At 68.5% G+C, this 13,732-nt stretch carries 15 protein-coding genes; 2 read left to right on the top strand and 13 right to left on the bottom strand.

Going from position 1 to position 13,732, the window contains the following annotated elements:
• Positions 1 to 37 precede the first annotated feature (37 nt).
• From ACVN9Z_RS19170 to fliF, 6 genes are read right to left on the bottom strand one after another with little or no spacing between them, the layout of a single operon-like run.
• The gene (locus ACVN9Z_RS19170; protein ID WP_020927355.1) at positions 38 to 1,408 is read right to left on the bottom strand and encodes a flagellar hook-length control protein FliK; all 1,371 of its coding nucleotides are present in this window, start codon (positions 1,406 to 1,408) and stop codon (positions 38 to 40) included.
• A gap of 20 nt (positions 1,409 to 1,428) precedes the next feature.
• Positions 1,429 to 1,878 (bottom strand): flagellar export protein FliJ, encoded by a 450-nt coding sequence (gene fliJ / locus ACVN9Z_RS19175; protein WP_006385228.1) that lies wholly within the window; start codon positions 1,876 to 1,878, stop codon positions 1,429 to 1,431.
• Complete coding sequence (gene fliI / locus ACVN9Z_RS19180; protein WP_020927356.1) at positions 1,871 to 3,346, bottom strand: flagellar protein export ATPase FliI; 1,476 nt, start codon at positions 3,344 to 3,346, stop codon at positions 1,871 to 1,873. Before fliI ends, fliJ begins: the two co-directional genes overlap by 8 nt.
• A complete protein-coding gene (fliH, locus tag ACVN9Z_RS19185; RefSeq protein ID WP_006385226.1) occupies positions 3,343 to 4,086 on the bottom strand; it encodes a flagellar assembly protein FliH in 744 nt (247 codons plus the stop codon). The genes fliI and fliH overlap by 4 nt, the downstream gene beginning before the upstream one ends.
• On the bottom strand, positions 4,079 to 5,089 hold the full coding sequence (gene fliG, locus ACVN9Z_RS19190) for a flagellar motor switch protein FliG (protein WP_006385225.1): 1,011 nt from the start codon (positions 5,087 to 5,089) through the stop codon (positions 4,079 to 4,081). Before fliG ends, fliH begins: the two co-directional genes overlap by 8 nt.
• Positions 5,079 to 6,755, bottom strand: coding sequence for a flagellar basal-body MS-ring/collar protein FliF (gene fliF, locus ACVN9Z_RS19195; protein WP_458212528.1), 1,677 nt, complete (start codon positions 6,753 to 6,755; stop codon positions 5,079 to 5,081). Before fliF ends, fliG begins: the two co-directional genes overlap by 11 nt.
• Positions 6,756 to 7,103: 348 nt before the next feature.
• On the opposite strand from fliF, the gene fliE reads away from it, so the two are divergent.
• Positions 7,104 to 7,436, top strand: coding sequence for a flagellar hook-basal body complex protein FliE (gene fliE, locus ACVN9Z_RS19200; RefSeq protein WP_006385223.1), 333 nt, complete (start codon positions 7,104 to 7,106; stop codon positions 7,434 to 7,436).
• A gap of 136 nt (positions 7,437 to 7,572) precedes the next feature.
• On the opposite strand, the gene ACVN9Z_RS19205 is transcribed toward fliE, so the two are convergent.
• The 7 genes from ACVN9Z_RS19205 to ACVN9Z_RS19235 all read right to left on the bottom strand — a co-directional run bounded on the left by ACVN9Z_RS19205 (position 7,573) and on the right by ACVN9Z_RS19235 (position 12,819).
• Positions 7,573 to 8,370, bottom strand: a complete 798-nt coding sequence (locus tag ACVN9Z_RS19205; RefSeq protein ID WP_049054048.1) for a flagellar brake protein — start codon at positions 8,368 to 8,370, stop codon at positions 7,573 to 7,575.
• An 11-nt stretch (positions 8,371 to 8,381) separates the two neighbouring features.
• Entirely contained in the window at positions 8,382 to 8,705 is a 324-nt protein-coding gene (locus tag ACVN9Z_RS19210) for an EscU/YscU/HrcU family type III secretion system export apparatus switch protein (RefSeq protein ID WP_006385221.1), read from the bottom strand.
• Positions 8,705 to 10,063: a flagellar hook-length control protein FliK gene (locus tag ACVN9Z_RS19215; RefSeq protein WP_054443504.1), complete on the bottom strand. Its 1,359-nt coding sequence runs from the start codon at positions 10,061 to 10,063 to the stop codon at positions 8,705 to 8,707. The genes ACVN9Z_RS19210 and ACVN9Z_RS19215 overlap by 1 nt, the downstream gene beginning before the upstream one ends.
• Entirely contained in the window at positions 10,060 to 10,413 is a 354-nt protein-coding gene (locus tag ACVN9Z_RS19220; RefSeq protein ID WP_006385218.1) for a flagellar protein FliT, read from the bottom strand. Before ACVN9Z_RS19220 ends, ACVN9Z_RS19215 begins: the two co-directional genes overlap by 4 nt.
• A 48-nt stretch (positions 10,414 to 10,461) precedes the next feature.
• Complete coding sequence (gene fliS / locus ACVN9Z_RS19225) at positions 10,462 to 10,890, bottom strand: flagellar export chaperone FliS (RefSeq protein ID WP_006385217.1); 429 nt, start codon at positions 10,888 to 10,890, stop codon at positions 10,462 to 10,464.
• Between the two features lie 18 nt (positions 10,891 to 10,908).
• The gene (fliD, locus tag ACVN9Z_RS19230; RefSeq protein WP_006385216.1) at positions 10,909 to 12,297 is read right to left on the bottom strand and encodes a flagellar filament capping protein FliD; all 1,389 of its coding nucleotides are present in this window, start codon (positions 12,295 to 12,297) and stop codon (positions 10,909 to 10,911) included.
• A gap of 144 nt (positions 12,298 to 12,441) precedes the next feature.
• Positions 12,442 to 12,819, bottom strand: coding sequence for a flagellar protein FlaG (locus ACVN9Z_RS19235; protein ID WP_006385215.1), 378 nt, complete (start codon positions 12,817 to 12,819; stop codon positions 12,442 to 12,444).
• A gap of 143 nt (positions 12,820 to 12,962) precedes the next feature.
• Between ACVN9Z_RS19235 and ACVN9Z_RS19240 the strand changes: the two genes are divergently transcribed.
• Complete coding sequence (locus ACVN9Z_RS19240) at positions 12,963 to 13,700, top strand: IclR family transcriptional regulator (protein ID WP_006385214.1); 738 nt, start codon at positions 12,963 to 12,965, stop codon at positions 13,698 to 13,700.
• The last annotated feature ends 32 nt before the right edge of the window (positions 13,701 to 13,732 follow it).

Genomic DNA, 13,732 nt, shown 5'->3' on the forward strand with positions numbered 1-13,732 from the left:
CGCCCGCAACCGTTGCCAGCCGCGGGCCGCGTGATTGTTACGCGAAGGTGTCGACCAGCGCATTGGCGTTGCGCGCAGCCGTCACGGTGGCCGCCTGGCCATCGATCGCGGCATCGGCCACCGCGGCGCCATTGCCGCCGCCCTGGCGTTGCGAACCGCCGCCATTGTGCTGGGCGAATTCCTGCTGCGCGGCCTGTTCGCCGACGCTGGTCTGGCCCAGCGAGATGCCGGCCTGGGCCAGCGCCTGCTGCAATTGCGGAATCGCGGTTTCGATGGCCTGGCGCACCGAGGCGTGGGCCGACACGAACGAAGCGCTGGCGACGCCGTCGGCCAGGTTGATGCTGACGCGCAGCGGGCCGAGGTCGGGCGGGTCCAGGCGCAGTTCGGCGGTCTGGGTGCCCTGGCGCACGTTGTTGCTCATCACCACCATCTGCTGGCCCAGTTCGGTGCCCCAATGGGTGCCGCCGACCGGCGTGGCGACCTGCAGCATGACCGGCACGTTGGGCACGGCGACGCTGGCGGGGTTGGAGACGGGAGCCGGCTGCTGACGCTGGCTGGCGGCGGCGATCGCCTGCGCCAGGTGATCCTGGGCGTTGGTGGCGTGCTGCGGCAGCTGGAACTGTTGCGCGGTGCTGGGCAACGGCGCGGCCGGGTCTTCTTCGGTGCGGGCGTGTTGCGGCAAGGCGGGCGCGGCTTCGGGCGCGGCGACACGCGGGTTGGCCGCGCGCGGGGCGGCGGCTTCGGGCGCCGGACGCGGCAGCTCGGCTGCCGGCGCAGTCTTGACGGGGGCCGCTTCGACGGCGGGCGCGGAGCCCGCCTTGACGGCGGCGGTGACCACCGGCTGCGCGACCTGGGCGTCGCGGCTGGCCAGGGCGGCCGCGGCCTCGGCCTGCTGCGCGGTGGCCGGCACCGGCGTGCGCGGCGTTGCGATGGCATCGTTGGCGGTGAGCGCGGCCTGCACCACGGCGGCGCCGCTGCCGATGGCCGTGGCGGCGGCCTGGGCATTGCCCCGCGCCAACTGGACCTGCTCGGCGGCCTGGGCGGCGATCTCGAGCGCCTGCTCCGGCAACACGACCGGCGTGGCCGGTTGCTGCGTGGCGGCGACGGCAAGCGCGCCGGCCTCGGCCTGGGCCGCGGTCTGCACGGCGTTGTCGATGGCCGAGGCGGCGGCGTCTTCGGCGTTGCCCGCGGCATCGCCGGAGGTCTTGCCGCCGGACGCGGGCGTCTTGGCGCCGTTGTTATTGGCCGGCCGCGCGTCGGCGGACGGGTTGGGACGCTGCTGGGCCAGCACGTCGGAGAACGACGGGCCCTTCTTGGTCGAGGCGGCCGCGGACTTGGCGCCGAGCGTGTCGGCGATCGAGACCGGCGCGGCGGGCGCGATGGCGGGGGTGGGCAGGGGAGCGGTCATATCGGGCTTCCTGTGGGCAATTAATGCATTCCGGCCTGGCGCTGGACCAGGCGGGCGGAGTATTCGTCGTTGGCGCGCTGCTCGCGGCGCGATTCCACCACGGCCTGGGCGCGCAATTCACGCTGCGCCAGGGCGTCGTACGAGTTGAGCTTGCGCTTTTCCTGCTGCCAGTACAGACGGCCCTTGGCCAGGTTCTCGTCGGCCTGGCGCAGCACGTTCTGCTGCTGGCCGATGGCATCGTCCAGGGTGCCGATGAAGCGCTGGTAGTTGTGGCAGTCGCTGGCCGACATGCCGGTCGTCATGGCCTGCTGCAGGCGTTCGAGGTAGTCCTGGCGGTAGTCCTGCAACATGCCGAGCTGGCGTTCGGCATTGGTGCGCTCGGTGCTGAGCCGGCCCAGCAGGCGCGCGGCTTCGTCCGTGCTTTCCTTGGCCAGGTTGATCAGCATGTCCAGGGGCAATTGGCTAGGCATAGGTATCCCTCAATTCGAAACTGGCGCGCAGTTGTTCCACCGCATCCTCGTAGCCGACGTTTTCGCCGATATCCTGTTGCAGGAAGGCTTCCAGGCGCGGGTAGCGCGCGATGGCATCGTCCAGCTGCGGGTCATTGCCGGCGGCGTAGGCGCCCACGGCGATCAGGTCGCGGTTGCGCTGGTAGCGCGACAGCGTCTGCTTGAAGCGGCGCACCACCGAGAACTGCTGCGGCGTGATCAGCGAGGTCATGGCGCGCGAGATCGACGCCTCGATGTCGATGGCGGGGTAGTGGCCGGCTTCGGCCAGGTGGCGCGACAGCACCACGTGGCCGTCCAGGATGGCGCGGGCCGAGTCGGCGATCGGGTCCTGCTGGTCATCGCCTTCGGCCAGCACGGTATAGAACGCGGTGATCGAGCCGGCCTTGCCGTTCGGGCCGGGCGCGCCCATGCCGGCGCGTTCGACCAGGGTCGGCAGCTTGGCGAACACCGAAGGCGGATAGCCCTTGGTGGCGGGCGGCTCGCCGATGGCCAGCGCGATTTCCCGTTGCGCCATGGCGTAGCGGGTGAGCGAATCCATGATCAGCAGCACGTCCAGGCCCTGGTCGCGGAAGTGTTCGGCCAGGCGCGTGGCGTAGGCTGCGCCCTGCAGGCGCAGCAGCGCCGAGACGTCGGCCGGGGCGGCCACCACCACCGAGCGCGCCAGGCCTTCCGGGCCCAGGTTGTGCTCGATGAATTCCTTGACTTCGCGGCCCCGTTCGCCGATCAGGCCGACCACGATGATGTCGGCCTTGGTGTAGCGGGCCATCATACCCAGCAGCACGCTCTTGCCCACGCCGGAGCCGGCGAACAGGCCCATGCGCTGGCCGCGGCCGACGGTGAGCAGGCCGTTGATGGCGCGCACGCCGGTGTCGAGTACGGTGTCGATCGGGGCGCGCGACAGCGGATTGATCGGCTGGGCCGAGAGCGGCGCCAGTTCGGCGCCGGTCAGCGGGCCCAGGCCGTCCAGCGGCCGGCCGGCGCCATCCAGCACGCGGCCGAGCAGGGCGTTGCCCACCGGCAGGTGGCGGCCCAGCTGCGGCTTGGCGTTGCCGTTCAGCTCGGCCTTGCGCGGCAGCGGGATCTGGCGCTGCACCGGCGGTTCGCCGGGCACCACGCGGGCGCCGGGCGGCAGGCCGGAAATGTCGGCCTGCGGCATCAGGTAGAGGGTGTGGCCGTCGAAGCCGACCACTTCGGCATCGGCCCAGTGGTCGTGGCCGCGCGCGATCTCGATGCGGGCAGCGGCCCCCACGGGCAGGCGCAGTCCGGTGGCGTGCAGCACCAGGCCCGTGGCGCGCGTGATCTTGCCGCTGACCAGCCAGGGGTCGGTCGAGGCGGCGCGGATCGAACCGATCTGCAGCTGGGTCTGCCAGCGGTCGATCACGGGCACGGCCGGTTGGCCGGGCTGCGCGGGGGCCGGATTGGCGCTCACGCCGGCTCCTCCCAGTTGACGTTGCGGCCCAGCGAGGCCGCGACGCGGCGCCAGCGGGTCTGCAGGGTGGCGTCGATGTCGCCGAACGGCGTCTCGGCGCGGCAACCGCCGCGGGCGATGGATTCGTCGGCCAGCACGCGCCAGTGGCCTTCCTTGAGCTCGTCGGCCAGGTGCAGGCGGATCAGTTCGATGTCGGCGGGGTTGGCCCACAGGCGCATCTGGCCGCCGGCGGTGGGATTGATGTGCAGCACTTCGCGCACGGCGCTGGCGACGGTCTCGGGCTGTTCGGCCAGGGTGGTGCGCACGACTTGCTGGGCGATGTCCAGGGCCAGCGTCAGCAGGCTCTGGCCCATCTTTTCTTCCAGCGAGCCGACCGATTCGGCGCAGGCCTGCACCAGCGCGTGCAGGTGTTGCGCTTCCTGCGCGCCTTGTTCGCGCGCCTGGGCCAGGCCCTCGGCGTAGCCGGCTTCGCGGCCGGCGGCCAGGCCCGCTTCATGGCCTTCGGCGCGACCGGCTTCCAGGCCGGCGGCATGGCCCTGCGCGTAGCCTTCCTCGCGGCCTTCGGCGATGGCCTGGGCGCGCAACTGGGCCATCACCACTTCCGGGTCGGGGCCCGGGTCGGGTTCGGGCTCGGGTTCGACTTCGACGGGCGGCGGCTCGTCGAACGACAGCATCTGCCAGCGCCGCCAGGCGGCACTGCGCGAGATGAGCGTCGACTGGCCGGTATCCGCTTCAGACATACGCGTCGTCTCCGGAGTTGCCCAGCACGATCTGGCCGCTCTCGGCCAGGCGGCGGGCGATCTGCAGGATCTTCTTCTGCTCGGTCTCGACCTTTGACATGCGGATCGGGCCTTGCGCTTCCAGGTCCTCGCGCAGCATTTCGGCGGCGCGGCTGGACATGTTGCGCAGGAACTTGGCGCGCAGTTCTTCCTGGGCGCCCTTGAGCGCGACCATGAGCGTGTCGTTGTCGATTTCCTTGAGGATGAGCTGGATCGCGCGGTCTTCGATGTCGAGCAGGTTGTCGAACACGAACATCTCGTCGATGATCTTCTGCGCCAGGTCGTTGTCGCGTTCGCGCAGGCTGGCGACCACGGTTTCCTCTTCGGCCGAATTCATCATGTTGAGAATCTCGGCCGCGGTGCGCACGCCACCCATCTTGCTGCGCTTGGCGCCCTGGCCGGCCAGCACGGAATTGAGCACTTCGGTCAGTTCCGACAGGGCCGCGGGCTGCACGCCGCCGAAGGTGGCGATACGCAGCATGACGTCGTTGCGCAGGCGGTCGGTCAGCAGCGCCAGCACGCCGGCGGCGCGGTCGCGTTCCAGGTGCACCAGGATGGTGGCGATGATCTGCGGGTGTTCGTCGCCGATCAGCTCGGCCACGGTATGCGGATCGAGCCAGTTCAGGGCGTCGATGCCGCTGCCGCCTTCGCCGGCTTCCAGGATGTCTTCGATCAGGCCGGCGGCGCGGTCGCTGCCCAGCGCCTTGGTCAGCACGGTGCGGATGTAGTCGTCCGAACCCAGCGTGACGGCCATGAACTGGTCGGCTTCCTGGCGGAATTCCTCCAGCACCACGGCCACGTCGTTGCGGGTGACCTGCTTGAGGCTGGCCATGGCGGCGCCGACCTGCTGGACTTCGCGGGCGGTGAGGTACTTGAAGACCTCGGCCGCGGCGTCTTCACCCAGCGACATCATCAGGACGGCGCTGCGCGTCATGCCGTCCATGGGCTTGGAATCATTTTTCATCTTTGGTCATCCAGGTGCGCAGGACCATCGCGACGGCGCGCGGATCCTTGTTCGCCATCGTGCGGGCGCGTTCCAGGTTGTCCTGGTAACGGTCGGTTTCCTTGGCGCGGGCCAGGTCCTGGGCCTCGCGCTGGGCTTCGATGCGCTCGGCCTCGGCCACTTCGGGATCGACCGGCGGGTACAGGTAGTCGCCCACCGAGCGGCGGACCTTGCGGTACAGCCACAGGGCCAGCACGCCACCCACCAGCCAGGCCAGGATGGTCTTGAACAGCGAGATCATTTCCGGATCGCGCCACATCGGCACGGCCGGCGGGCCGTCGTTGAACTGGCTGTTGACCAGGTTCAGCGAATCGCCACGGCTTTCGGAATAGCCCATCGCCTCGCGCACCAGGTTGGTGAGCTTGCTCAGTTCCTCGGGCGGCAAGGCCTGGGGTTCGCCGTCCTTGTCGCGCACGTAATTGACCACCACGGCCACCGACAGGCGCTTGAGCATGCCGACAGGCTGCTTGATGTGGCTGATGGTGCGGTCGACTTCGTAGTTGGTGGTGGCGTCGCGGCGATCGCTGACGGTGCCGCCGGCGCCCTGGGCGCCGGAGCCGGTGGCGGTCTGTTGCTGTTGCTGCTGGCCCTGCTGCTGCGGCTGGCCGGGGCGGGGCGGTTGGGTCTGCGGCGGATTGGCGATCGGCGCCTGGGCGTTGGCCGGCGGCTGGTTGGACAGCGCGCCAGGCACGCCCTGCGCGGGATTGATGCCGCGCTGGTTCGATTCGCTGGTCTGCTGGCTGCGGATGGCGGCCTGGCCGGGCTCCTGGTTGGGGCGGTAGACCTCGGACGTTTCCTCGCGGCGCGAGAAGTCCATTTCGGCGCTGGCCTGGGCGTGCACGTTGCCCGGACCGACCAGCGGATTGAGGATGGTGAGGATGCGTTCGACGGTGCGTTGCTCGGTCTCGCGGACCATGCGCATCTGGTCGGCGTCCATGCCCCGGCCTTCGCCAGTGGGGGCGGACAGCAGGCGGCCGTTCTGGTCGACGATCGAGACGTTTTCGGCGGTCAGTTCCGGCACGCTGGAAGCGACCAGCCAGGAAATGGCCGAGACCTGGGCATCGCTCAGGCTGCGGCCGGGGTAGACGTTCAGCAGCACCGAGGCGGTCGGCGGCTGGCGTTCACGCACGAACAGCGACTGGCGCGGCATGGCCAGATGCACGCGGGCGTGCTGCACGGTGTGCATGGATTCGATCGAGCGCGCCAGCTCGCCTTCCAGGCCGCGCTGGTAGTTGATCTGCTCGGCGAACTGGCTGGCGCCGAAACGGGCGTTGTCCATCAGCTCGAAGCCGACCGAGCCGCCGCGCGGCAGGCCTTGCGAGGCCAGCTGCAGGCGGGCGTCGTAGACGCGGTCGGCCGGCACCAGCAGGGCGGTGCCGGTGTCGTTGTACTTGTAGGGCACGTTCATGGTGCCCAGGGCGGTCACGATGGCGCCGCCGTCGCGGTCGTCCAGGTTCGAGAACAGCACCTTGTACTTGGGCTCGCTGCTCCACATCGCCACGGCGACGATCAGCGCGACCAGCGCGGCGGCCGCGCCAAGCAGCACCGGCTTGGGCAGGGCGCGTATCTTTTCCAACACGGGAAACTTCGCCAGAAGCGACGCGCTCAGGGTAGCCTGCTGATTCATTGGCGGCTCCCGCTGGCTTCGCGGAGCAGGGAAAATGACTTCATGTTCGGGTAGGGCAGATTACACATGCAACGTGCTTCTGGTCTGGGGAGAGCCTGGATTATTGCTGCTGAGTTAGCAAACCCAATCGTCGAAAACAGCGGTTTTTTGGCGTTACTTATCCCCTATGTCGACAAGCGGGCGCGCCGGCCCCCCGGAGCGGCTCGCGGACCGTGCCGGCGGGCTCGCCGCATTCGCGGAAATATCGGGTGTTTTGGCGGCTTTTAGGCGCTATGGCGCGGACGATGCCGGGTTACGCTGCATCCATCCTGGGCGTAGTCCCTCGTCCTACCAGCAAGGAATAACGTAATGGCTGTATCAGGCTTGTCCGGCATCGAGAGCATGCTCCAGCAGATGCGCGTGGCGGTGACCAAGGCGGAAACCGGCAATCTCGCCGCGGGCGAAGCCGTGGCCCAGCCCGATGGTTTCGCCGCCGAACTGCAGCGTTCCATCCGCCGCGTCACCTCGGCGCAGAACGCCGCCACCGCGCAGGCCAAGGCCTTCGAACTGGGCGCGCCGGACGTCTCGCTCAACGATGTCATGATCGACCTGCAGAAGGCCAGCATCGGCTTCCAGACGGCCGTGCAGGTGCGCAACAAGCTGGTTGCGGCCTACAAGGAAATCTCGTCGATGGCCGTGTAACCACGGGCAGGACAGCGGGGTGGCGGATCATGCCGCAGCCCCGCCAAGCGGATCCGCCAGCGGCGTTGGATCCGCCGCATCTTCAGCCGTTCCGGCACAAGCAACCGTCCGGCGGCGCTCCTGGCTCGCAGTGCGCCTATCGGGCGTTTTTCTCCAGGCGCCAGACCACCTGCTGCAGCCAGTTTTCCTGCCGCGCATCCAGGTTCAGGAACACCGCGCCCACATGGCTCAGGGGCGGCTCGCCGGTCAGCGACACATGCGTTGGCGCGGGTTCGTCCGGACTGGCGGCCTGGATCATGGGTTGGCCCGACACCGGATACACATTGCGCACTTCCAGGTTCGCGTTGAGCTTGCCCAGCTCGCCAAAGTCGAGCTGCACGTCCTCGAGTACCGCGCCGCGTTGCGGCAACGTCGGCACCGCCAGTTCCACCCGCAGGCCGACGCCATCCACCGAAATGTCGCGCACCGAGAAACTGATGGGTTTCGCGGCGGGCGCCGGACGCCACGAGGCGTGGCAGCGGCTGGCGCTGGAGACCAGCGAGGCCCGGAACATCTTGCGGCGCTGGATGCGCGCCAGGCGGTCGGGGAAGGGCGACATCAGCGCCGCGCTGCCGTCATCGAAGTGGATGACCTCCGGGCGCGAGACCCGGAAGCGGATCTGTACGCCGCCATAGGCGGTGGCGTTGAAATGGAAGGTGGTGCCGCTCAGCAGGCCCATGCTGTCCGACTGCTCGAAATCGGCGCCGGCATAGTCGCGCGGACGCCAGAAGAACTGCCGCGTCTGCTTGTCCGCCCCCAGCACCAGCACGGCCATTTCGCGGTCCGCGGCGTCGCGCACCAGGATGTGGCTGTCGGGGTGCGTCAGTTCGAAGAGGGCGGCGCGCATGTCTTCCGGCCGGGTGAGCAGGAATTCCGGATCGCTGGCGTCCAACACGGTGCTTGTCCTTAGAGAGTGGGGGCGGGCGGCGCGGCCTCGGGGAGTTCGCGCGATTCGAGGCGATAGAGCCAGGCCAGCAATTCTGCCACCGCCACGTAGAGTTGGGGAGGAATATGCGCGTCCAGGTCCACCTGCATCAGCAGGCCGACGAGTTCACGCGATTCGTGCACGTACAGCCCGTTCTCTTCGGCGGCGCGCACGATGGTGTCGGCCAGCTGGCCGTAGCCCTTGGCCACCACCCGCGGGGCGGCGTCCTTGTCGTCATACGAGATGGCGACCGCGGCGTTGCGGTTGGCGTTGGGGCCCTGTTCGGGGGGCGGAGCGGTGCGCATCAGATATCCGCGGGTATGACGGGACGCGGGTCCACCACGTTCACCACCAGGTGGCTGAGCGTGAGGCCGGCAGCCAGCAGGCGTGAGCGCAGCTGGTCCGAGGAGTCGTTGATTTCGGCGGCGCTATGGGGCGCGACCAGTTGCAGCACGATCTGGTCGCCGGCCAGGTTCAAGCGCGCGTCCACCAGGCCCAGCCGCGGCAGATCGAGTTTCAGGCGGGTTGCCCAGGTGGACACCGCCGATTCCGGATCGCCGCCGTAGGGGTCGCGTTCCACCTCCCATTCCATCGGCGTGCCGGGCCAGGCCTCGCCTTGCCAGGTCAGGGCCTGGTTGGCGAGCACGTCCAGTTGCTGGCGCACCAGCAGGGTGAGGTCCTGGTGGATGCCGCTGACCGGCGTGCCGGGCGCCGGGGCATTGGTGTTGCCGGGCGCCGCGTTGGCGTCGCCGGCGCGGCCGCCGCCGGCCTGGGACTCGGCGCGCGGACGCGCGGTATCCGCGTCCGTGGGGACTCCGCTGCGAGTCAGCCGGGCCTGGGGTTCCTGCTGCAGCTGGGACGGGTTGCTGCGGCCAAAGACCAGGTCGGTCAGGTGCGATTCGTAGAACAGGCCGCTAGTCTGCAACGCGGCGCGTAACGCCTGGCCCAGGATCTTGGCCGACGGCGCGCCAGGAGCCAGGGTGGCGTGGGTCGTGGCTTCGGCGTTCCTGGCGCCGGTGGCGCCTTCGCCCGATCCGGCTGGGCGCGCGGGCCGGTTGGTGGACGGTGTCTCGGCGGCGGGGTCGGCACTGGCCGCGGCAGCCGCGGCCAGTGCCGCCGCGGTGGTGGGGGCAGGCGCGGGCGCTGCCGCCTGTCCGGCAGCGGGGGCGGCCGTGGGTTGTCCGGGGGCTCCCGGCTGGCTGGCGGGTTGGCCGGCCTGCTGGGCCGGCGCGCCGGTCGGTTGCGCAGAGGGGGGCGCCGTCCAGAGGGGGGCGCGGCCTTGCACGGCGGGCGCGGCTTCGGGGTACTGGGCCAGCAGGGCGAGGATCGCGCGTGCGGTGGTGCCGAGGGTGGTGGGCGCCGAGGCGGTGGTGTCGCTGCTGGTGACCAGGCCGCGCGCGGCCAGCGCCAGGGCGGCCGCGGTCTTGGCATCGATGACGGTGGCCGGGCGATCGCCGCGGGCGCCGCCGGTCTGGATGCCTTGCCGGGGGTCGCGATTGGAGCCGTCGGCCGAGCCGGGCTTGTCCAGGTTGCCTGGCTGGCTGACCGCATCCGGCCGCGCGCCGGACACCTGGTTGGCGCTGGCGGCGGACATCGTCGTGCCAAGCACGGCGTCCAACCGCTGCACTAGGACATTGCCGAGTGCCGCGGGACCTACGCTCATGCTTCAGGCGCCTGGTAGCCGTAGGCCGAGAGCAGGGTCTGCTGGCGCTTCATGCGGCCCAGCAGTTCGCCCAGCCGGGCCAGTTGCGGCAGCGCCAGGTCACGCGTCATGGCGTCGTTTTCCAGGATGCGTACCAGCAGGTCGTATTTCATGGCGCGGCCGGCCTCATCCAGCGGCGCGGTCGGTTCCGCGATGCGCAGGCGTTCGACCAGCTCGCAGTATTGCTGCCCGTGGGCCATCGCCGTATCCCAGTCGCCGGCCTGGGCGGCCGTCAACATCTCGCCCGTGATGAGAGCGATCTCCTGGTAGTGTTCCAGAATGGGGGATGAGTACTGGGTAAGGGACGTCATGGAAATCTCGGGCGTTCGATGGCTGGCTGGATTTGTGTTTCTGGGCCATCAGGGCTGCGCTATGCCAGCCGGTCGGTCGATGGAGGTTTGCCAAGCCTCGGCCAGGTCCGCCAGCAGGCGGTCGGCGATATCGAGTTGCTCGGTATCCGCTTTCAGATTTGCCGTCAGCAAGGTGCGGACGATGTAATCGTAGAGCCGGGCGAGGTTGGCGGCGATGTCGCCGCCGGCCTCCATGTTCAACCCGGTCTTCAAGCCTTCATCGACGATCTTGATCGCTTTCGAGATAGCCGCGCCGCGCTCGGCGACCCGACCTTCCTGCAGGTGGATGCGCGCCTGCCCGATCGCTGCCCGGGCACCCAGGTACAGCAGGGTGATCAGCCGCTCGGGGCTCGCGCCCAGCACCTGGGTTTCCAGGCCAATATCGGCGTAGGAGCGGACGGATTGGGACCCTGTGGGGCGGCGGGCGGCGTAAGTCATTAATGCATCTTCTACAGGTTATTTGCTCGATTTGTTCATCGCCGCAAATTGTTGGGTCAGGTAGTTGGCGGTGGTCTGCATCTGCATGTAGAACTTGTCCAGCGCCACGAAACGCGTGCGCATCTGGTCGATTTCCGCGTCGCTGGCGGCCTTGGCGCGCTTTTGCTGGGCGTCCAGGTCGCTCATCGTCTTGGCCAGGCCGTCGGTGCGCGTCTTCAGCGAACCGGTGCTGCCCAGCACGTCCTTGAAGGCGGCTTCGAAGTTCTTGGCCAGGCCGTGTTCGCCGGTCAGCAGCTTGGTGACGTCGGCGGGGTTGCCGGTCAGCGCCTTGTCCAGCTTGGTCTGGTCAAGCTTGAGCTGGCGCGTCTGCGGGTCGGTGGTGATGCCCAGGTCGGCCAGCGAGCGGACGGTGCCTTCGCCCAGCACGGCCTGCAGCGCGTTGGTCACGGACGACTGGATCGAGCGCGTGGTGCCGTCGCCGGTCAGCGGCTGGTTGGTGGCGGCCTTTGCGTCGAAGGCCGTCAGGTTCTTGATGGTCGTCTGCAGCGCGTTGTAGGTCTTGACGAAGTCCTGGATGGCCTTGTTGGCGACCGACGTGTCGGATTCGAGCTTGAGCGTGATCGGCTTGCCGGCCTCGGTTTTCTCGGTCAGGTTCAGCGTGACGCCGTCGATGGCCTTGGACACGTTGTTCGAACCGCTCTTGACCGTGATGCCGTTGATGACCACTTCGGCGTCTTCGGCCTTGGTGTTGGCCATGCCGGTAGTGGTGCCGTCGGCGGCGGTGCTGAAGGACAGGATGTCCTTGAGCGACTGGTCGCCGGTGACGGTGATGTTCTTGACCGAGGCCTGGACGCCGGTGTCCTTGGCCGTCAGCATCAGGTAGTTGTTGCCGTTGCCGTCGTTGATGACGGTGGCGCGCAGGCCGGACTTGTCGTCGGCGTTGATGGCCTTGACGATGCCGTTGAGCGAGGTGTCGCCCTTCAGGTCGATGGTGCGCTTGGTGCCGTCGGCCAGTTCGATCTCGAACGAGCCGGTGTCGCCGTGCTTGGCGGTGCGGTCGGCCACGGCGCCCGATTGCAGGCTCTGGGCACGGGCCAGGTTGTTCACGGTGATGGTGTACTGGCCCGCGACGGCGCCCTCGGCGGCCACGGTGGCCGTCAAGGCGTTACCGCCGGTCACGCTGCCCTTGATGGCAGCCATCGTCTCGGTCTTGCCCAGCACGCCGGCCGACTTCTGCAGGGCTTCCAGCGCGCTTTGCAACTGCGCGTAGGCGTCGATGCGGGTCTTGTAGCTTTCGGCGCGGGTGGTGTAGATCGAGAGCTTCTTATCCTCGGCGGTCTGCAGGTCGGACAGGATCTTTTCCAGGGGCAGACCGGAAACCGAACCGAGGTTAGTGATAGAGGCCATGTGAAATTCCTTCCTAGCGATGCGATTCTGTCAAAAATAGGGTGCCGGCGATTGGCCGGGTAAGGGCATAAGGCGGGCCTAATTCGATGCTTCCATCATCGATTGGCGCCAAAACGGGCACAGCAGAAAATATCGGGTGCCATATCAAGCCGTGGTTTTGATGCCGTTTCCTTGCATGTTGACGATCATTTTGGCGATCTTCAGTACGGCTTCACTCGGGATGGTGCGTATGACGTCCCCTGATTCGGCGTCAACCACGGACACCACCACCTGGTGCACGTCGGGGTCGACCTCGAACTGCAGCTGGGTGGACCAGGCCTTCATTTGCTCGTTGATTTCATCGAGCGCCTTTTCCAGGGGCAGCTTCTGGGAAGTCGACTGCTCCGACGTGGCGGTGTCGGCGCCGCCGCTCTGGCTGCTGGCGACCGGCGGCGCGACGGTGACCGACGGATCGACGGCGACCGGCACGGGCGCGACCGGCGTCGGCGCGAACGTAGCGGGGGCTAAGGGGGTTACGGCCATGATCACTCCAACGGCGATGTGGGCGTCTCGGAGGAACGCGCTGTTTTCAGGGAATTCTCAGCTACGATTACGGCAGTCCCGCAGGGAACTTTAGGCCCGGGCGCGGACGGATGTTTCATGTGCTAACAAGTTGGGATCGGGCAATGAGTGTCAAGACGGCGTTGCGAGTCATAGAAATCATCGAAACCTACGCCCGGGAGAAGCGCGCATTGCCCCTGTCGGAACTGGCCCGGCTGCTGGACGTGCCGGTATCCAGCTGCCTGGCGCTGATCCGCACCCTGACCGGGCTGGGCTATCTCTATGAAACCGGCCGCCGCCAGGGGTACTACCCGACCGGCCGCCTGCTGGCGATGGCGCAGCGCATCGCCCGCGCCGATCCGGTGCTGGACCGGGTCTACCCCAGCCTGGTCGAGCTGCGCGACGCGACCCGCGAAACCGTCGTGTTCGCCAAGCTGGCGCAGGACGGCCGGGTGGTCTACCTGGATGTGCTGGACTCGCCCCATACGATCCGATACGCGCCGGTTGCCGGCGAGTTCAAGGACGTACACGCCAATTCGCTGGGAAAAGCGCTCATGTCGCTGATGGACGAGCCGGCCCGCGACGCGCTCCTGGCGGCCACGCCGCTGACGCGCTACAACGAGCGCACGCTGGTCACCCGCGACGCGGTATTGCAGGACATCGACCGGTCGCGCCAGCGCGGCTGGTTCATGAACAGCGGCGAGTCGATTCCCGACGTCGGCGCCATCGCCTGGCCGGTGACGCTGTCGGGCGAGCACTACGCCATCTCGGTGGGCGGCCCGATCTACCGCATCGAGCCGTGCCAGGAGGAATACGCCCGCATTTTGCGTTCGGCCTGCACCGGGCTGGAACAGCAATCCTGAGCCCGGCCGTGGCCGGCCGGCGCGGACGGGCG

It is taken from the genome of Achromobacter sp. KK8 (genome assembly GCF_054188005.1).